A 19,497-nucleotide genomic window follows, 5' to 3' on the forward strand; every position below is an offset into this window, starting at 1 on the left:
GGTCAACCGCCCACCCGTCTTGAATAAGGATCTAGGCGCGTTCCACTTCGAGCAGCAGACAGTGCTCGGGAGCGAGCTGCGGCAGGCGAATGCCCCATTGCGTCAGTACCGCACCCGGTACGGTAATGCCGTCATCGGTCCACCAGTCCAGATGTGTGCGGCAGTTCGGGCTTATTTCGCTGTCGTACAGATCGGCACCTCCCAGTGGGCGCACACGGTATGTCGACGATTCGTTGAGACCGGGGAAGCGCGTCAGCCCGTACGGGTATTCGGCTGACGAGGATACGGCGGCGAACCGGTACACCGCGTAAGACCGGTCGGGTGCCAGCAGTCCGTCCACGCGCACCGCCGGGTCGGGGTTGTCCGCATGGACGACATCACCTTGCGGAAGGCGCGTGCGCCGTGCCTTGTACAGGTCCACCCACCGTTTGATGAGGGCCAGCTCGTCGTCGCTGAGCTTCATGATGTTCCATTCGATGCCCAGATGGCCGAAGAACGCCATCGCCGCTCGCGTGGTGATTGTGGTGGAGCGTCGCGTGGCGTGGTTCGGCGATTCGGAGATGTGCTCTCCGACCATCTCCGGCGGAACGATGAGCGAGGTGCCGCGTTGGATGTCCGCGCGTTCGATTGGGTCGGTGCAATCGGAGGCCCATACGCGGCTGCACCGGGTCAGCACGCCTGCATCAATACGGCCTCCTCCCGAGGAGCAGGACTCGATCTCCAGCCACGGATGCCGGGCGCGCAGACGGTCGATGATGGCATAGAACATCTGCGTCTGCCGATGCACCGCCGTCAGACCGGAAGTGCGGGAGACGGGCTCGGTGAGGAACCGGTTATGATCCCATTTGATGTAGTCGATGTGGTATTCGCCGACCAGCCTGTCGATGCAGTCCTCCACATACCGAGCTGCCGCCGGATTGGTCAGGTCGATGACTTGCTGGCTGCGTGCCTAGACCGGCATCCGCGTGGCATTCGGCGCCAGTATCCAATCGGGATGGGCGCGCGCCGTATCGGAATCCGGGCTGATCATCTCCGGCTCGAACCACAGGCCGAACCCCATGCCGAGTCCATGCACGTGGTCGGCCACGGTGTGCAGGCCGTGCGGCCAGATGCTGTGGTCCACTTGCCAGTCCCCAAGGCCTTTGGTGTCGTCTCTGCGGCCGGTGAACCATCCATCGTCGATGACGAAGCGTTCGATGCCGATGGACGCCGCGCGGTCCGCCAGCGCGATGACCTTCTCCTCGTTCTGGTCGAAGTACATGGCCTCCCATGTATTGAGCGTCACAGGACGGGGTGTGGACGCGAGCTCAGGATGGAAGGATCTCAGATAGGCATGGAACCGTGCGGCAACGGCGTTGAGTCCGTCTCCCACGGAGACGAGCAGACGCGGCGCATGGTAGGTCTCACCTTGTTGCAGCGTGATTTCCCCCGCATAGGGCAGTTCTCCACCACCGATGATGCCATGGGTGTACGGCGTGCGCTCTGCGAAGACCGTACTGTTGCCGCTGAACGCCACATGTGCGCCGAAGGTCAGTCCGTGCTCGAATCCGAATCCCGGCACGCCGGCCACCAGCAGTGTTGCGGCGTTGAAATCCGGCCGCCCCATATGCGAGTCCTTGGCGAACAGCCCCTCCGTAAGCGGCTGGCGCTGCAGCGCGCGCTCGCGAAGATGGTGTCCCGTGCAGGTCTGAATCTCACCGATCTGCGGCGGAAGCGGTACGACCGGGGTCAGCCGGGCTATCGTGAGCGGATTGTCGCCGGCATTGGTAAGGGCGGTGTCGATGCGGATAAGGCCTTCCGGCCCGATGGCGATGGAGGCGTCAAGCGTCAGACCGCCTTCGGGGTCGATTGCTTCGAAGCGGAGCGAATTGTCGGTCCATGAATGGGAAACGACCTTCAGCGCGGGGAAGAGCTCTCTGCCATCGCGGCTCACCTGGATGGCAGGCGTGCCGGTCCATCCCTCGGCCTGGGTGGGCAGGATGGTGGGGAACTCGCTGATGGAGAGCCCAGCGTCGAGTGTTTGAGGGAATTGGAAATCGATGGTTGCGGCTGTGCTGTGGCCGGTGTCGTCTGCATGTCCGTCGCCGTGTCCTCCGCTCGATGATGCAATCGCCGCGTGGGTGATGGCCGCGATGTGGGGAAGGCGGTTTGCGCTTAATCCGATGGCGAGTTCAATGGGCGGCGTACACAGCCGTTTGCCGAGCTCGCTATCGGGTTCAGGTTGGTGGATGGTGACGATCGTTGTTCGCATGGCATACCTCGTCGTATTGGTTTCGTGCAGGGGAATCGATACCAAGCATCATACATCGTGGAATCGGTACCACAAAATCGCCCCTTTGCCCGTTAAGGCTCACATTTTGTTGTTTATATGTCTTACAAGCGTTGAAATAAAGCCAATTGTTAGTTTTTGTTCGTTTGTGTTACCGCATGACAATCTCGCCTCGACACGCCGTGCATGGTTGACGTGGAATCGATACCACATATGATTGTGGCTATCGGGATTCAAGAAGCTGCGATGCCGCAGTGAGGGGCATGACAGCATGTGAACGCCGAGAGTTAATTCCGCTGGAGGGCGGGATGAGAATCCTCAAGGAAAGGCTCAATGATGAGGAACTGGAAGAAAACGACCGCCGCTATCGCCGGCATCGCAGCCCTTGGTATGATGTTCGCCGGATGCGGCAACCCCGCAGCCGCCGGCAGTGACGACAACACCGATACCTCCTCCGCCGATTACTGGCCGGCCGAGGACACCAAGCTTGACGGTGTGAAGCTGACGTTCTGGGCGGCCCAGAACTCCAACAAGATTCCGGTCCAGGTCATCAAGGACTTCGAGTCCAAGACCGGCGCCACGGTCGATCTGCAGACCATTCCGGACAACTACGAATCCAACGTGCAGACCAAGATCACCACCGGCGACTCCCCGGACATCATGTTCTGGCAGGCCGTGCCGTCCACCTTGGCGGGCTTTGTGGCCCAGGACAAGCTGCAGAAGCTGGACAACGCCCCGTGGCTCGAGAACTACGCCGACGGCATCGCCGACGCCGGCGGCAAATACCAGGACACCTACTACGGTGCTCTGGTCTCCGCTCCGGACACCGAAGGCGTCTGGTACAACAAGAAGGTCTTCGAGAAGGCCGGTATCACCGATACCCCGAAGGGTTGGGATGGCCTGATCGAGGCGGCCAACAAGATCAAGGATTCCGGTGCGGCCGAATCCCCGTTCTTCGAGATGGCCGGCTCCCAGTGGGGCACCCAGTGGGCCGTGAACGTGCAGCTCGCCGAGGCGGCCAAGGACGGCCTGTGGGACAACGTCAACGCCAACAAGGACAGCTTCGAGGGCGAGGACATCCTTGGCGCCATCAAGGAATACAAGAAGATGATTGATGATGGCCTGTACAACAAGGACGCAGGTTCGGCCAAGGACACCGATCAGGCGCAGGCTCTGCTTGACGGCAAGGCCGGCATGATCATCCAGACCAACTCGATGTTCAACGCCATCTCGGCACTTGCCGACAACGACAAGGCCAAGCTGGACGACACCATCGGCTTCTTCCCGATTTCCAAGGAAGGCAACATCGCCACCTCCATCCCGCAGCAGGGCAACTGCATCGTCGCCTTCAAGACCGGCGACGCGAAGCGTGAGGCCGCGGCCCGCCAGTTCATCGAGTTCTGGCTCGGCTCCGAGTACGAGACCTTCATCAAGGACCAGAACTACGTCTCCATCATGAAGGACGTCGAGACCCCCGATACCGTGCCTCAGGCCCAGCTCGACGCCTTCGATGCCCTCAAGGACGCGGTCGGCTCCATGCAGTCCCAGGCTGTGGCCAACCCGGACCTCTACCTGAACCTTGCCAACATGGTCAACGGCACGATGACCCCGGAGCAGGTTGCCAAGACCACCCAGGACCAGTTCGCACAGATCGCCAAGGCGCAGGGCGTCGAAGGATTCTGATTGGTTGACCGCCCCGGTGAAGTGTTTCACCGCACTCCCGCCGGGGCATGATCCCAATCGATTTCCGGCTCAGGCATCCGGCCGGGCCACGCCCGAGGCCGCGTTTTCCCTAGCGCGGCTCCGGGCCCCGGCCGCCCAGCCACTTATGTAAGGAAAGCGAAACAATGACGACTCACGTCTCTTCGTCCGCCAAACCAGTCAAGGGTACGCGGACATTGGAGCGCAAGAACTATCCGTTGCGCTACATAGTTCCCGCGGGCGTAATGCTGTTGGTGTTCTTCTTCCTGCCCACGGTCATGAACTTCATCTACGCCTTCACCGATTGGTCCGCGTTCAAGAAGACCATCGAGTTCAACGGCTTGGATAATCTCAAGCAGCTCTTCGAGAGCGGTACCTTGATGGCAGATATCAAGGTCACTTTGATTTACGCGGTGCTCGTGGCCTTCTTCCAGAATGCGTTCGGTCTCGCGCTCGCCGTGCTCCTCGAGAAGGACACGCGTCTGAACCGCTTCGCCCGCACGATGTTCTTCATTCCCGTGATCATGTCCGCCCTCGGCGCCGGCTACATCTGGCAGGCCATCCTGAAGACCGACGGCGTGCTGAACCAGATTCTCGGTTTCTTCGCCGGTCATACCGTGGACGTCCAGTGGCTTGGCTCCACGACGTGGACCATCGTGATCGTCACCATCATCCACGGATGGAAATGGATGGGCTTCGCGATGCTCACCTACCTCGCCGGTCTCAAGACCATCGATTCCGAAGTGCTGGAGGCTGCCTCCATCGATGGCGCCAACGCCTGGCAGACCTTCTGGCAGGTCAAGTTCCCGCTCATCGCTCCGGCCATGACCTTCAACGTGGCCACCGCCCTGCTTGGCTCGATGAACTCCTTCGACATCGTCCAGGCCACCACCAACGGCGGCCCCGGCGGTTCCACCGAAATCCTGAACCTGTTCATCTGGCGTACGTTCGGCAAGGGCCTGTACTCCCAGTCGACCACCATGAGCCTCGTGCTCTTCGTGATGGTGATGATCATCGCCATCCCGCTTGTCACCTACCTGCGTAAGCGTGAGGAGAAGATCCTATGAGTAGCGCAACCTATAGCGAATCCGGTGTTAGAACCAACAGCCTCACCGTCGTCAAGAAGTCGTCGAAAGTCCATGACATCGTTCACGCAGTGATCGTCATCCTCCTGATGCTCCTGTTCCTGGCCATCCCGTTCTGGATTCTCATCGTCACCGCAGGCAAGACCCAGGCCGAGGCCGTGGTGCCGAGCATGGCGCTGCCGAGCCAGTGGCATCTCATCGACAACCTCAAGGAGGTCATCGTCGAAGGTAAGGTGTTCCCGGCCCTCCTCGGCTCGTTGTTGGTCACAGTCCCGTCGGTGTTCATCTGTCTGCTGTTCGGTTCGATGGCGGCGTGGATTTTCGGTCGCCGTACCTCTAAGGGCGTGGGCATGCTGTATGCGCTGTTCATTTCCGGAGTCATCCTGCCGCCGTCCGTCGTGACGATCATGATGCTGCTCAAGATGCTCGGCCTGTCCGGCACCGCCTTCGGCATGAACTGCGTGTACATCGGCATCTACCTGTCCGTGGTGATCTTCTTCATCACCGGCTTCATCCGCACGATTCCGCCGTCCCTCGAGGAGGCCGCCCGCATCGACGGTGCCAGCCCGATGAGGATCTTCTTCACGATCATCTTCCCGCTGCTTGCCCCGACGCTCGCATCCTCCACGATTCTGGTGGTGCTGTACATCTGGAACGACATCTTCTACTCGCTGTTCATCCTCTCCGGCAAGATGAGCACCCTGCCGCTCAACCTCTACAATGTGGCGAGCGCAGGCCTGTATCTCAACAACTGGCATCTCATCTTCGCCTACATCATCCTGATGACGCTCCCGCTGCTCATCGTCTTCGTGATCGGCCAGCGCAAGATCATCAGCGGCATCACGGGCGGCGCCGTTAAGTAAACAGCCTAGTAGGCTGTTTATAGGCGCCGCCGAGCGCCGGTAGACGCGAGGTAATACTGAGCCGGCCGCAGGCCGTCCGCTATTGCAGGACGAGCCGTTAAGTAAACATCCCGGCCAAGCCGTTAAGCGGACAGTCCAGTGGGCTGTCCGTAGGCGAGGTGAGCAGCTGTGCTGCGAAAGGAAAATTCGAAGATTTTCCGGTTTACAGGCTCCGCCGAGCTGCGGCAGTGGCGAGGTAACGATAAGCCTCGCCACAGGCGAGTCCGTAATTGCAGGGCGGTGCGGTCAAGTAAGCGCCCGCATGTTCCGTAGCAGGTTGGTGGTGGGCGAGAATGGAGGCGCAGTGAAGTAAAGCCATACCCAGTGTTCTTCTCCTCTTCCGAAGCGCTCCGTGTTCCCTGACAGGTTCTTCTCCTTCCGGTTGGGGAACACGGAGCGCTTCCCATCGCAAATGTTCCATCACGGGCCCTTATATACTGGGGCAATGATGGAAGATAGACAGGTGCATATGCCAAGGCCTAAAGAGAAGCGGGCGCCGGTAATCAAGGATGTGGCCGCGCTCGCTAACGTATCGGTGTCAACGGTGTCCCGATACCTGAACGATTCGCCCCGTATCAGCGAGGAAAGCCGGAGCCGTATCGCTCATGCCATCAGACTGCTTGACTACCATCCGAGCCGCGTGGCGCGTGGTTTGGTCAACTCGACCATGAAGTCCATCGCGGTGCTCACCAGCAATACCACGCTGTATGGTTCATCGATGACGATTCAGGGCATCGAGGACGAAGCCCGTACGAACAATTATCCGGTGAGCATTTCCAAACTGGATGATGACTCGGCCGATGGCCTGCGTGCGTCCATCACCATGGTCATGGATCAGAACCCCAGCGGCGTCGTCGTGATGAAATACGACGAATTGGCCGCCAAGGCCTTGAATCTGCTCCCTGATACGGTCGCGAAGGTGGTCATCGCCGGCGATCGCGAATCCGATTTGGATCAGATCGATCTGCGTGAGAACCAGTCCGGTCGGGAGATCACCGAATTTCTGCTCGGTCTGGGACACGCGAACGTCGTGCACGTCACTATCCCGGGCGGAGGCGGCGGATACAGCCGTACCGCCGGCTGGGAGGCGGCGTTGCGCGCCAACGACAAGCCGATTCCTGATATGTGGCACTGTTCATGGTTGCCCAGCGATGCGCGCGAACTGGGGCATGAGATAGCGCATGTGGATGGGTTGACCGCGATATTCGCCGGCAACGACGAAATCGCGATGGGTTTGATTCGTGGGCTGGAGGATGAAGGCAAGAGCGTGCCGGGGGATATCAGCGTTATCGGCTTTGATGATCATCCATTGTCGAGCGTGTGGACGCCGCCGTTGACCACGTATCGGCAGGATTTCCCTGCCGCCGGCCGCCAGGCTGTCCAGCTGCTGCTGTCGCGCATCGAGGCACAGGAGCGCGGTGAGGTGCTGCCCGCGAGGTTCGTGGAATTGCAGGGCGAGCTAGTGGTTCGTGCCTCGGCCGGTGCCCCGCCATCGGCTCGATAAGGATATGCGCCTTGCTGGTGGAGACGGTTGACTGGAGGCGTCTTGGGGTGTGCATGACGCTCTGAGATGCGGTCCGGCGCGAGCGGCTGTGCCCTCGCATGCCTCACGATGTCTTGCGCTCGTAGACGCGGCCGGTGCTTTCCAGCGCGGTGTGGCGCCGGGGTTCGGTGGATTCCCGGACGATCATCGGGCATTCGATGGAGGTGACGCCGTGATGCGGCCGTCCGGCCAGCGCGTCGAGGAGGAATTGGGCCGCGGTCTTGCCGATGATGGTGATGTTGTTGTCGAACGTGGTGAGCGTGGGATGGGCGTTGGAGGCGAACACAAACCAATTGTCGTGTCCGATGACGGCCACGTCTTGGGGGACCCGCTTGCCGATGGACTTCAACCCGCGCACGGCGCCTCGGGCGATTTCGTCGCTGAGACAGTAGATCGCATCGAGATGCGGGTGTTGCTCCACCAGCAATCGTGCCGCCCGCTCGCCCCATTCCTCGCTCCATGCGTCGAACAGAATCGCAATCGGCTGGAAATCGTAGAGGATGAACGTGCGCTGCGCACCCAGAACACGGTCCTTCGCCGCCTGGAAATCCTCGGGACCGGCGATCACCGCAATGTACCGGCGCCCGATGTTCAGCAGATATTCGATGGCCTGGGCGCCGGCGCCGATGTTATCGCAGATGATGCTGCAGTCATTCGGGTCGCGCGAGGGATCGTAGGCGTAAATCACCGGCAGGCCCATCGTGGTCTGCGGGTCGAGCGGAGGCCGTGAATTGGTGGTATCGCCCACCACGATCAGCCCATCCACGCCATGCGCCGCGAGACGGTCGATATGGCTTTTCTCCAACGCCGGCCGGCCGTGCGAACTCATCAGCAACGCGGCGTGATTCGACGCCCCGAGCGTGATTTCGGCGCCGGTGAGCAACGGCAGGGCGAATCGGCCGTTGTAATCGGAGGTGATGAGCCCGATGAGTCCCGAGTGCTCACGAGGCCGTTCCGCCCGGTTGGTTTTGTCGTAGCCGAGTTGTTCCGCCGCCTTGAGGACCGCGCGCTGCGTGCGGGCGGAGATGCGGTCCGTGTGATTGAGCGCCTTGGAGGCGGTGGCAACGGAAACATTCGCCAGCCGAGCCACGTCGGCGAGGGTCGTTTTGCTGGACATGACGCCAGAATATGCGAAATTTTTCGCATTCGCAAGACCCGGACATAGAGCGGAAAAACAACGCATACCATCAACACTGCAAGTTGGTAAGGGGCATGAAAGGCCAGCGTGGCAGCTGGTGTACATGCCTATGCAAAACGGAATACAGCAGTACCTACAGTGTGGAAAGGACGAACCATGAGCCAGCAGGTCACGGTTACTTCGCCGTTCTGGAAACGTTATCGTGAGAACGTTGCCAAGGAAGTAATCCCGTATCAGTGGGCTGTCATCAATGATGAGCAGAAGATTGATATTCCTCGTGATCCGTCGGGTGCGAAGCAGGACATCGATTATCACTACAGTCGTGCGGTGCGTAACCTGCGTATCGCTGCGGGTGATGAGGAGGGCGAGTTCAAGGGTTTCGTCTTCCAGGATTCTGATGTGTATAAGTGGCTTGAGGAGGCGGCTTATTCCTTGGCCTACGAGCCGGACGAGCAGCTCAGGGCCCTGTGCGACAAGCTGGTCGATCTGATCGCGCGTGCGCAGCGTGAGGATGGTTATCTGGACACGCCGTACATCATCAAGTCGGGCGCGTTCGCGGATCGCGAGCGTTTCACGCAGATTCAGCAGTCGCATGAGATGTATGTGATGGGTCATTACATCGAGGCCGCGGTGGCGTACTTCGAGGTGACCGGCAACCAGCAGGCCCTCGAGGTGGCCGAGAAGATGGCCGCCTGCCTCGACGCGAACTTCGGCGAGGGGGAGGGCAAGATCCCCGGTGCCGATGGTCATCCGGAGATCGAGCTGGCGCTTTCCCGCCTCTACGAGGTCACCAAGGAGGAGAAGTACCTCAGGCTCGCCAAGTTCTTCATCGACGTGCGCGGCAAGGACCCGAGCTTCTACGACAAGCAGAACGAGAAGATCGGCGACGGTTCGACCGATATCTTCCCGCAGATGCGTGGCTGGACGCATGAGTACACGCAGACCGCGCGTCCGATTCGCCAGCAGCAGACCGCGGAGGGTCATGCCGTGCGTGTGGGCTACATGCTCACGGGCGTCGCCCATGTGGCCCGTCTGACCGGCGACAAGGAGCTCGAGGAGACCGCGAAGCGTCTGTGGCACAACATCGTGACCAAGCGCATGTACATCACCGGCGGCGTCGGTTCCACGCATGTGGGCGAGGCGTTCACCTACGACTACGACCTGCCGAGCGATACCATGTACGGCGAGACCTGCGCTTCCGTGGCCATGAGCTTCCTTGCCCGGCAGATGCTGGAGTTGGAGACCAAGGGCGAGTACGCGGACGTGTTGGAGAAGGAGCTGTTCAACGGTTCGATCGCGGGCATCGCGCTCGACGGCAAGCACTTCTATTATGTGAACGCGCTTGAGGCCGATCCCGAGGCCACCGAGCACAACCCGGACCGCTACCATGTGCTCATGCACCGCGCCGAGTGGTTCGGCTGCGCCTGCTGCCCGGCCAACATCGCCCGTCTGATCGCCTCGGTGGATCGTTACCTGTACACGGTGCATGAGGACAGGCGCGAGATCATCGCCCACCAGTTCATCGCGAACGACGCCGAGTTCTTCGATGGCGTGAAGGTCTCGCAGAAGTCCAACTTCCCGTGGGACGGCCACATCGAGTTCACGGTGGACGTGCCGGAGGGCGTCGACCCGGTGAGGTTCCTAGTGCGCATCCCATCCTGGTCGGCCACCCAGCACGAGCTCAAGGTCAACGGTGAGGACGCGCGTCGCCTGCCGGTCGAGGATGGTTTCGTGACCATCGAGCTGACCCCGGGCGAGACGCAGGTCACGCTTGATCTGGACATGTCGGTCAAGTTCATGCGTTCCAAGACACTGGTGCGTCACGACATCGGCAAGATCGCCGTGATGCGCGGCCCGATCGTGTACTGCGCGGAGGAGGCCGACAATTCCGCGCCGCTGTGGAACTACCACATCGGCAGCCACGACGCGTCCCGCGCCCGTGCGGAGTACCACTTCGGTGAGCTGGACGGCGTGGAGGTCATCACGATCCCGGCCACGAAGCGCACGCACGACGAGGAGGACTTCCCGTTGTACGCGGACGTGGAGGAGCATCCGGTCGGGGAGAAGTCCTACGACCTCAAGCTCATCCCGTACTACGCGTGGGCCAACCGCGAGGTCGGCCAGATGCAGGTCTGGTTCGACTCCGACTTCTAATCGCTGGCTTTCGGTCTCCGATTCCCAATCCCAAGCTTGTCCCGCCCACGAATTCGGGCGGGACACCGGCAGACGCCGTAGGGCGGTCATGCGCAGAGGTACGCCAATATTTTCTGTCCGTCTCATGACCGCCGTTCGGCTCCGCTCAACGAATCGCCCTATGAAGGGCGATTCAACCATCACCGCTGTTGTAACCGCAACAAATCAATGAAGAAGGAAAACCAATGAGTGCTGCAACTCAGGATGCTTCCGCAGTGAAGCTCTCGGTCAAGGAGAAGATCGCCTACTCCTTCACCGATATGGCAGGCAACCTGCTGTACGTGACCATTTCGTCGTACATCATGTACTTCTACACCAACGTGTTCCACATCCCGGCCGCCGGTGCGCTGGGTGCGGGTACGATTCTGCTGGTCGCCCGCTTTGCCGACGCCATCTCCGCCGTGGTGTGGGGCTCCATCGTGGACCACACCAACACCAAGTGGGGCCAGAGCCGTCCTTGGTTCCTGTGGCTGTGCGTGCCGTTCGCGATCACCGTGTGGATCGCCTTCACTGCTCCGGGCCTGCCTGATGGCGCCCCGAAGTTCTGGTACGCCCTGATTACCTACATTCTGGCCGCCGGCGCCGTGTACACCGGTATCCAGACGCCTATCACCGCCATCCTGCCGAACCTCACCTCCGACCCGACCGAGCGTAACAACGCCAACTCCTTCCGTATGGCAGGTGGTCAGATTGGTTCCTTCATCACCTCGTCCTTCACCATCCCGCTGGTTGGTTGGTTCGGCGTCCAGTTCGGTGGCGGCGACAAGACCGGCTTCATGATTGTCACCGCCATCTGGGACATCGTGGCCATCATCCTGCTGCTCTTCTCCTTCAAGAACCTCAACGAGCGCAACTACCACCCGGAACTCAACAAGCCGATTCCGCTGAGCGACTCCCTTAAGGCCGCCAAGGGCAACTGGCCGTGGATCATCCTGGTCGTCGCTTTCGTGATCTACTGGGTCGCCCAGTCCACTCGTAACGGCGTGTCCACCTACTACGCCCAGTACGTGCTCAACAACCGCAACCTGACCTCCATCTTCAACGGCGTTCAGGTGCTCGGCCTGCTCGGTACCATTGCCATGCCGATTATCGCCAACAAGACCAAGAACAAGACCCTGACCATGATCATCGGTCTGGTCATCGGTGGCCTTGGCCAGGCTCTGATGCCGCTTGCCGGCCACAACGTGCCGCTGCTGGTCACTTTCTGGACCATCGGTGTGCTTGGTGCTGCTATCGCCATCGGTATGCCGTTCGGCATGCTCGCCGACACCGTGGATTACGGCGAGTGGAAGACCGGCATCCACGCCGCCGGCTTCCTGACCGCCGTCGGCTCCGCCTTCTGCATCCAGGTCGGCTCCGGCTTCGGTGCCTTCCTGCCGCTGGAGATCATGGGTGCCGCCGGTTACGACGCCACCAAGGACGTCCAGACTCAGGCTGCTCAGGATGCCATCAGCTTCTGCTTCATCTGGCTGCCGGTGATTGTGTACATCATCGTCGGTGTGATCATGTGCTTCTACCGCAAGTACGAGAAGATGGAGCCGATGATCAAGGCCGAGCTGGCCCAGCGTCACGCCGATCAGCTCAAGAACGTAGAGGCCAACGCCTGATTCATCAGGATGACGGATGCCGACTGAGGCATCTCGACTCCGTTCCTTTCCTTCCATGTTGGTTGCGCCCGGAAACTTCGCACGAAGTTTCCGGGCGCAACCATATCGAAAGGAAACTGTGCATATGGATGTCCTGTTCAACGGAGATGGTCTTCATCGATGGTTACCCTTGTGGTGCGAAAGTTGTTTCGCGTTCTTGCAAAATGGTGTGTGACGGCACGATATTAATGACTGGTACAGGGAGGTGAATAATGGGGAGAACGCATAAAGTGACGCTCGCCGATGTTGCGCGAGAAGCGAATGTGTCGGTGTCCGCGGTATCCAAAGCGCTGAATCATACTGATCGCATTTCCGCGGAGACTCAGCGTGCCGTGCGCCTTGCGGCGGAGCGATTGGGATATCAGCGTTTGGCGGAACGTTCCTCCTCACCTGAGAAACGCAACAAATCAGGGTTGGTGGGTATGATCACCTCCGATTACAACGGTCGTTTCTCCCTACCTCTGCTTACAGGGGCCGAGACCGCGCTTGGTGCCTCGAACCATGCCGTTTTGCTCATGAGTTCACATGGACGTCCCGCATTGGAGCGCGGACATATCGACCGACTTGCCTCATATGGCGTTGACGGACTTATCGTCGTGGGGGACACTACGAATCCGCGTCCGCCGTTGGATGCGCGCACCACCATGGGTCTGCCGGTGGTCTATACTTACGATCCCTCCCGCGATCCCAATGATTGCAGTATCATATGCGACAATGTGGGCGCGGGGGCGCAGGCCATTGAGTATTTGCTCAGTCTTGGCCGACGCTACATCGCAATCATCGCGGGGTCCGAGGATTTCCAAGCTGCACGCGATCGGTCGAAAGGAGCATGGCGTACATTCTCTCTGTACGATTTCCAGCCGATTGACGTGTTGTTCGATACCTGGGGCGAGGATTGGGGCGAGCGCGCAGCAAAGCTGCTGGTTGAACGTCATCCCAACTTGGATGCCATCTATTGTCTGAGCGATGAAATCGCCAGAGGCGCGGTCCGAGGTTTGAAGACGGTTGGTAAGGATGTGCCTCAGGATGTGGCCGTCATTGGACATGACAATTGGTTCGTATTCAGCACGAACGTGCATCCGACGCTCACGACGTTTGACAACAATATCAGCCTGATTGGCAAAACCGCTGCCAAGTTTCTGCTTGATGCCATCAATGGGCATCCGCATCATGGCATCACCACAGTGGAGTGTCCGATGATTGTGCGTGAGTCCACGGAAGTGGGTCGTCGTACGCAGTTGGAGGGTAGCGGACAACTCTATGAGCGTAAGACCCTGTGAGAATGCGGCGAATGTCAGGGTGGTCTCCGACAGTGGTCCGACTATGGATAATCATGTCGAACATCTGTTTCGGAAGCGTACAGTTGAATAAACGCATGTTAGCAAGGGGAACGAAATAGGTCATGACGGCATACATGGATCATAAGGATCTCGCGAACGAGGTCATCGATGAGGCGCGTGCGCGGGAGATCGCGGACGGCGTGCACAAGGTGTTGGACGGCATCGCGCAGGCCGAGGCTGCGGCCGGGCGCGAAGCCGGTTCGGTGAAACTGCTGGCGGCCACGAAGACCCGCGACGTGGGAGAGATCTTGGCCGCGATCGATGCCGGCGTACGCATGATCGGCGAGAACCGGCCGCAGGAGGTCGTGGTCAAGGCGCCGGGGCTTACGCGGTTGCTGGGCGAGCGTGGTTTCTCCCTCGGCGTGGGTGGGGATATCGCTTCCGCTGGCGCTGCCGAGGCTGAGGCTACTGGGGTCGCTGGGGATTCCGCCGCGCACGCTCCCGCTGGCGCACAGGGCCACATCCCGTTCCACCTCATCGGCCAGCTGCAGGCCAACAAGATCGGTAAGGTGCTGCCGGTGGTGAACACCATCGAATCGGTGGATTCCATCGAGCTGGCGGAGAAGATCGCCCGCCGTGCCACCATGCATGGCGTGACGGTGGGCGTGCTGCTTGAGGTGAACGAATCCGGCGAGGAGTCGAAGTCCGGTTGCGCGCCGAGCCACGCCATCGATTTGGCCAAGCGTATCGGTGCCATGGGCGGCTTGGAATTGCAGGGACTTATGACCATCGGTGCGCATGTGGATGACGAGCGCGTGATTCGCGAGGGCTTCGCGCATCTGCGTCGCACCCGCGACCAGATTCTCGCGTCGGGGGCCACCGGCACCGAGCATTGCAAGGAGCTGTCGATGGGCATGACTCAGGACATGGTCTATGCCATCGAGGAGGGTTCGACCATCGTGCGCGTCGGCACTGCCATCTTCGGCGCCCGCGCGTTCATCTGAATGCTCCGCCGGCGAAGACCAAGCGAGACACGAGCTGCGATTAGGCTGACTTATGCCGTAACTCGGTTGCAAGGGGTAGGTACACCGGTTGTTGTGATATCTATCTGCGTTGCAAGGGGTACCTCGACATTGCAAAGTGGCCTTCAACCTCTTGAACCATGCCGATATTGAGCGGTTTTGCGCGTGTGGATACTTGGCATGCTACCCCTTGCAACGCAGATAGCAGTTCCGGCGACCGGTGTACCTACCCCTCGTAAGCGAGTTGTCTGCGGAATGCAGTGATTATGCAGTGTCTCATGAGTATTTATGAGTGATGCCGCCAAGTTCATCGCTTGGCGGCATCACTCATAAACGAATCAAATCACAGGCTCGCGGACTCACGCATAGATGTTGCGCGGGCGCATATCCTCCGGCAGGCCCTCGAGCAGCGTGGCTACGGAGCCCTCCTCGAACACGGAACGGATGCCGGCCGCCAGCAGTGGCGCCACGGACAGCACGGTCATGTTCGGCAGTCGCTTCGACTCCGAAATCGGCACCGTGTCCATGAACACGATTTCCTTGGCACCGCAGGTCTTGAGACGTTCCACGGCGGGGCCCGACAGCAGACCATGGGTGGCCACCAGCGTGACCGACTTGGCGCCGGCTTCGTTCAATGTGCGCACGGCCTCGCAGATGGTGCCGGCGGTGTCGACCATGTCGTCCACAACCACGCAGTCGCGACCGTCCACGTCGCCGATGATGCCATGGGCCTCGGCGTGGTTCGGGCGGGTGATGTCGCGCTGCTTGTGGATGAACGCCAGCGGCAGACCGCCCAGCTTGGCGGCCCACTGCTCGGAGACCTTGATACGACCGGCGTCCGGGGAGACGATGGTGGTGTTGTCTAGCGAGACGGCGGAACGAACATAATCAAGCAGTACGGGCATGGCGGTGAGATGATCCACCGGGCCGTCGAAGAAGCCCTGCTCCTGCGCGGCGTGGAGATCCACCGTCATGATGCGGTCGGCGCCGGCCGAGCGGAACAGGTCGAAAATGAGACGGGCGGTGATGGGTTCGCGGCCGCGATGCTTCTTATCCTGGCGGGAATAGCCCATGAACGGCGCCACCACCGTGATGGAACGGGCGGAGGCTCGCTTGAGCGCGTCGATCATGATGAGCTGTTCCATGATCCATTTGTTGATCTTGCCGGAATGGCACTGCAGCACGAACACATCGGCGCCGCGGACCGGTTCGGCGAAGCGGACGTACATCTCGCCATTGGCGAAGTCGTAGGCCGTGGTCTCAAGAATCTCAGTGCCTAGGCATTCGGCCACCTTCTGAGCCAGCTCAGGGTATGCGCGGCCCGTGACCAATACGAGTCGTTTATCCGGAGTGCCTTCAAGAATCGCCGACATGCGTGCTCATCCTTCGTTGTTCAGTTCCCGTTTATGCCTTACCCAGTGTACAAGCACCCCGCCGCAGCGTGTGCCACGGCGGGGTGCCCGTTTCGTGAGGATTATCGCGGAATCCCGTTTTCCTTGCACATGGTGTCATGAGCCGGTTGTCGGCCGGTCATGAACCGGTCGGCCATATGGGGAATCCGCAGTCGGAGTTGATCCGAGCCGATTTTCGTGTCGGTGTGCCGGATCAGATTTGTCGGTTGCCGGATCAGTTTGCGAAGGAGATGGACACCTTGCCATCGGCGATGGTGAAGTGTCCGTTTGCGGTGAACGACCTCGAACCGTCGTCCGGCTCCCAGCCGTCGCTGGAGTGGTACTCATAGTTCATGGTGACGTCACCCTCCTTCGTGCTGAAGGTGCTGGACGACATGTCGATGTCATCCACCGTCGCGTAGTTCTTGACCTTCCACTTGAAGTTGCGGTAGCGGCTGGTGCTGTAGTAGGAGGAGTATCCGAACGGGCAGCCCTCCGGCTCGGCTTCGGTGGAGGCGGCGCATTTGTCGGTGGCCGACTTCACTTCCTTATCGATGGCGGACTTCAGCTTGTCGGTGGACGTGAGCTTCAACGTGTCGTTGGAGTCCGCGTTGGTGCTCGCCGAAACGGTGCTGCTGCTGTAATACTCGGATTTCGGTGCGGTGACCTTGTAGGTGCCGGGGTACACCGGGAATTCGAGATAGCTGTAGGAGGACGAATCATCCGAGCCGGAGATCGAGTTCTTGGCCGAGACGGTCACGCCGTTGACCACGACGCTGTCAAGCAAATCCGGCATCGAGACCTTGATCGTCTTGACCAGCGGCTCGGCGACGGTCCAGTTCTTGAAGATCAGGAACTTACCGCCGTTGGTCACCATCTTGATGGAATCGCTGGTGATCTCCTTGCCGCCGAGGGTGTACGAGAGCTGAGCGGTGACCGAACCGTCCGCGTTCGTCGTGGTCTGCGTGATGCGGGCGTTGCTGATTCGCGTGTTCTCGCCCTCGGAGGCCTTGTCGGTCAGCAGCGCCGCCTTGTCCTGGTCCACGGCGGGCTTGGCGATGTCGTTCGCCTTGTCGAAGTCGCCGGATGCGATGGCGGCGACGTAGCTGTTCGCCACGCTCTTCGCGCTGAACAAGGCGGACGACAGTACGGCGTACACGACGCCGAACAGTACCAGGAAGCCCACGACCGCGCCAGCGATGATGGCAGTCCTCTTCTGTTGGGCGGTCATCGCAGTGGCGGTGGCGGCTGGCACCGCGCCGGGGACGCCGAGGGCGGCGGGAGATGCAGCGGGGGCCGCCGGAATGGCGGAAGGAGCCGTGACCGGGGCTGCGGTGAAGGCCGCCGTGCCGGGCGTCGTCACCGCAGCCGGGGCGGCGTCCGGTGACGGGACGGGAGCAGCGCCCGCGGTGCCGGCCGGCGGAACCAATCCATCACCGGGGCCGCCGGCCGGGCCGTTCGCCGGCCCTCCCGGGGTCGCAGACGGATTGGGGCCACCGTCAAAAGGGCGGGCGGTCACACCCTCGCTCGGCGTGCCCCAGGTCGGCCACTTGCCGAACATCGCGCCGGAGGCATAGATGTAGTCGACGACCGGCTGCGGCGTGGCGCGTACGGTGCCGCCCACCAGGATGGGCCACAGCGCCGGAGCGGAGACCACGATGGTCGGGCCGAAGGTCATCGCCACGATCTCGATCAGCACGGCCCAGATGCCCATGATGAGGAAGTCCCACATGGCCGGTCCGATGGTGGTGGTGTCGGAGGATGACGCATTGCCGATGGTTCCGAACAGCACGTTGGAGAGCAGCCAGAAGATCATGACGGCCACGGGCATCTTCCAGATGTGCTGCCAGCCCATGTAGGCCGAATCGTACATGTTGCGGGCGGAGGCGCGCAGGGCGGTCCAGCAGGTGATAGCCAGGAACAGCACGAACAGCAGCCAGATGGGCCAGACCGTCATATCCAGATTGGTGCTGAAGAGGCTGGCGGTCTGAGGAAGCTGGTCGGCGCCCTGGGTCAAGCTCATTGCGCCGAGCGTCGCCCAGGTGAAGACGAACTCGCCGATCATGAGCAGGGTGATCGGGAACATCAGCAGCAACAGGCCCTGATTGACATGGAAGGTCATCGCGAACAGGCCGACGATGGCCGCCACGAGGAAGAGTGCCAGCTGCAGGAACAGCACCTCGGTCGTGGAGCGCACGAACCCGCGCGTGCGGTGCGACCACTGCCAGAAGGCGCGGAACACGGTCTTGGAATCCGATGCGTACTGCGCCAGCGCATAGCCGACGAGCGAGCCGATGGTGCCCAGCAGGAAGGTCATGAGGAATGTGCGCCACGTGGCGCCGGTCAGATGCGCTCGGATGGTGGTGCCATCCACGATTGGGGCCTGGCCGATGGCGGCGATCAGGGTGATGACCAGCGCGGAAATCAGACCGGAGATGAAGCCGGAGACCAGACCGGCGAACTTGAAGCGGATGCCCTTCGTGCGAGCCACCATGTACGCGCCGTAGGCCGCGCCGATCACCAGCACCACGCCGGTGAGCCCCAGCGGGTAGGCGATCAGGTTGGACGAGCCCGAGCTGAAAAGATCAATGGAATCGGACGGGCTTGCGCTGGGGTTGGTATGCGATGCACCGCCCAGGCCGATGACGAGGCTGAAGACGAGGTAGTGGAAGAAGTTCATACCGTTGGTGAGCGAGAATATGTTGTCGTCGAAAGCCGATGAAAGGTCGGAGCTGCCGAAGTTCAAGGACGAACCCAGTGAATTGAGTGCGATCGCCGGGAGTATAGACAACACAATCGCGGCGATGACGCCGATGCCGATCGAAGCGCCGATCGCCTGCATGTTGCCTTGGCTGACGAGCTCCTTGACCATCGGGCTCGCGGTCGCGGTGGGGGCGGCCGGGTTGCTGGGGGCCGCGGCGGCGGGCTGTGCGTCCGGGGCGGCGGCCGGCTGGGCCGGGTTGGCGGTTGCCGCGGGCTGGGCCGTCGACGGAATCGGACCGGCGGGTGTGGTCGGGGCCGCGGTCTGCGGCAGCGGGACCTGCGGCATGGGAATTGCGCCGGTCGGCTGGCCGGCTGCGGGGGGCACCGGGGTGGGCGTCGTCGGAACACCGGCCTGTGCCGGAGTCGTCGGAGTGTGCGACGACAGCACGGTCGCGTCGTTCACGGCGTCGACGGGCGCCGGGGCCGGGACGGCCGGCTGCTGTGTCGTACTAATCTGATGGCCGCACGAGGCGCAAAACATCGCGCCTTCGCGCATAGCCGAGCCGCAATTGGGGCAGAACATGAGACTTTCCCTTCTTTTGTGGAACTCTTCATAGTTCATCA

Annotated in this window: 11 protein-coding genes and 2 pseudogenes; 8 read left to right on the plus strand and 5 right to left on the minus strand. The window is 61.1% G+C overall.

Annotation, left to right across the window (positions count from 1 at the left end; genetic code table 11):
* Positions 1-31: 31 nt before the first annotated feature.
* Positions 32-2,251, minus strand: a pseudogene (locus tag BG22_RS11040) (alpha-galactosidase).
* Between the two features lie 351 nt (positions 2,252-2,602).
* Here BG22_RS11040 and BG22_RS01740 point away from each other — a divergent pair.
* The 4 genes from BG22_RS01740 to BG22_RS01755 all read left to right on the plus strand — a co-directional run bounded on the left by BG22_RS01740 (position 2,603) and on the right by BG22_RS01755 (position 7,461).
* Complete coding sequence (locus BG22_RS01740; RefSeq protein WP_223852053.1) at positions 2,603-3,952, plus strand: ABC transporter substrate-binding protein; 1,350 nt, start codon at positions 2,603-2,605, stop codon at positions 3,950-3,952.
* Positions 3,953-4,116: 164 nt separating this feature from the next.
* Positions 4,117-5,037 carry a carbohydrate ABC transporter permease gene (locus tag BG22_RS01745; protein ID WP_094666615.1) on the plus strand — a complete coding sequence of 307 codons (921 nt, stop codon included), beginning with the start codon at positions 4,117-4,119 and terminating at the stop codon, positions 5,035-5,037.
* Entirely contained in the window at positions 5,034-5,918 is an 885-nt protein-coding gene (locus BG22_RS01750; protein ID WP_094666616.1) for a carbohydrate ABC transporter permease, read from the plus strand. Before BG22_RS01745 ends, BG22_RS01750 begins: the two co-directional genes overlap by 4 nt.
* A gap of 508 nt (positions 5,919-6,426) precedes the next feature.
* The gene (locus tag BG22_RS01755) at positions 6,427-7,461 is read left to right on the plus strand and encodes a LacI family DNA-binding transcriptional regulator (RefSeq protein ID WP_181163332.1); all 1,035 of its coding nucleotides are present in this window, start codon (positions 6,427-6,429) and stop codon (positions 7,459-7,461) included.
* Between the two features lie 103 nt (positions 7,462-7,564).
* On the opposite strand, the gene BG22_RS01760 is transcribed toward BG22_RS01755, so the two are convergent.
* Entirely contained in the window at positions 7,565-8,617 is a 1,053-nt protein-coding gene (locus BG22_RS01760) for a LacI family DNA-binding transcriptional regulator (RefSeq protein WP_140492555.1), read from the minus strand.
* A gap of 177 nt (positions 8,618-8,794) precedes the next feature.
* On the opposite strand from BG22_RS01760, the gene BG22_RS01765 reads away from it, so the two are divergent.
* The 4 genes from BG22_RS01765 to BG22_RS01780 all read left to right on the plus strand — a co-directional run bounded on the left by BG22_RS01765 (position 8,795) and on the right by BG22_RS01780 (position 14,761).
* The gene (locus tag BG22_RS01765; RefSeq protein ID WP_140492558.1) at positions 8,795-10,792 is read left to right on the plus strand and encodes a glycoside hydrolase family 127 protein; all 1,998 of its coding nucleotides are present in this window, start codon (positions 8,795-8,797) and stop codon (positions 10,790-10,792) included.
* Between the two features lie 224 nt (positions 10,793-11,016).
* Positions 11,017-12,438: an MFS transporter gene (locus tag BG22_RS01770; RefSeq protein ID WP_140492561.1), complete on the plus strand. Its 1,422-nt coding sequence runs from the start codon at positions 11,017-11,019 to the stop codon at positions 12,436-12,438.
* 251 nt (positions 12,439-12,689) lie between these two features.
* Positions 12,690-13,757, plus strand: coding sequence for a LacI family DNA-binding transcriptional regulator (locus BG22_RS01775; RefSeq protein ID WP_140492564.1), 1,068 nt, complete (start codon positions 12,690-12,692; stop codon positions 13,755-13,757).
* Positions 13,758-13,879: 122 nt separating this feature from the next.
* The gene (locus tag BG22_RS01780; protein ID WP_140492567.1) at positions 13,880-14,761 is read left to right on the plus strand and encodes a YggS family pyridoxal phosphate-dependent enzyme; all 882 of its coding nucleotides are present in this window, start codon (positions 13,880-13,882) and stop codon (positions 14,759-14,761) included.
* Positions 14,762-15,138: 377 nt separating this feature from the next.
* Here the strand turns inward: BG22_RS01780 and BG22_RS01785 are convergent, their stop codons facing one another.
* The 3 genes and pseudogenes from BG22_RS01785 to BG22_RS11410 form a co-directional block, all read right to left on the minus strand.
* Positions 15,139-16,152 carry a ribose-phosphate diphosphokinase gene (locus tag BG22_RS01785; protein WP_094666622.1) on the minus strand — a complete coding sequence of 338 codons (1,014 nt, stop codon included), beginning with the start codon at positions 16,150-16,152 and terminating at the stop codon, positions 15,139-15,141.
* Between the two features lie 253 nt (positions 16,153-16,405).
* The gene (locus BG22_RS01790; protein ID WP_258186162.1) at positions 16,406-19,336 is read right to left on the minus strand and encodes a heme utilization protein; all 2,931 of its coding nucleotides are present in this window, start codon (positions 19,334-19,336) and stop codon (positions 16,406-16,408) included.
* Positions 19,337-19,393: 57 nt separating this feature from the next.
* Positions 19,394-19,495: pseudogene (locus tag BG22_RS11410) on the minus strand (zinc-ribbon domain-containing protein); the annotation flags it as partial.
* Between the last annotated feature and the right edge of the window lie 2 nt (positions 19,496-19,497).

Source organism: Bifidobacterium sp. UTBIF-78, from assembly GCF_006408945.1.
GTDB lineage: Bacteria > Actinomycetota > Actinomycetes > Actinomycetales > Bifidobacteriaceae > Bifidobacterium > Bifidobacterium myosotis.